General features: G+C 44.2%; 2 protein-coding genes. Both read right to left on the minus strand.

Annotated elements, in window-relative coordinates; all coding sequences use genetic code 11:
• On the minus strand, positions 1–348 hold a 348-nt coding region (locus R7P74_RS27195; RefSeq protein ID WP_318123783.1), incomplete at its 3' end, for a glycosyltransferase N-terminal domain-containing protein.
• On the minus strand, positions 342–636 hold a 295-nt coding region (locus tag R7P74_RS27200; protein ID WP_318123784.1), incomplete at its 5' end, for a glycosyltransferase family 9 protein. The genes R7P74_RS27195 and R7P74_RS27200, both read right to left, overlap by 7 nt.

Raw genomic sequence — 636 nt, forward strand, 5'->3', positions numbered from 1 at the left:
TTTTACAGCAAAGCCAAAGTCTATTGGCATATAGCGGTGTTCAACTAAATCACCCAACTTGGCTATTTGTTCCGCACCAGTGCTCGTGGTTGTTGTGACAACGATAGGTTGCTCTGGATATTGCTGTTTGAGTTCCTTGATTAGAGGTGTTGCCGCGATGCTTTCGCCTACAGAAACAGCATGAATCCAAATTGGACGCTGATGCGTTTTTAACTGTGGGGTTATTCCAAAGTGTTCTTTCCATCGCCCACCAAATTTGGGTTTATTGGGTTTGCTTTTATATAAGCCCAATAAAAGAAATGGTGAGGCAAGCGCTAACAGTGCCGTATAAATAATTCGAATTAACATGAACTAGTCGCAATGGCCTCGAGCTTCTGGATGCTATCTAGGACTTGTTTTGGCGATAGCTCAGTCAAGCATTTCAAATGTTGGTATTGGCACTCTCGCTTGAAACATGGTCGGCAGTCGATATCGGTATGAACCATTTCAACTTTTTCAGCCAGTGGTGGTGTGTACTTTGGTGATGTTGAGCCATAAACAGCAACGACCTTACAACCTACATCGGCTGCTACATGCATTACGCCTGAGTCATTTGCGACCACCGTTTTATATGCAGCAAGAAGATCGCCCGCTTCA

This window comes from Vibrio sp. 2033, from assembly GCF_033339735.1.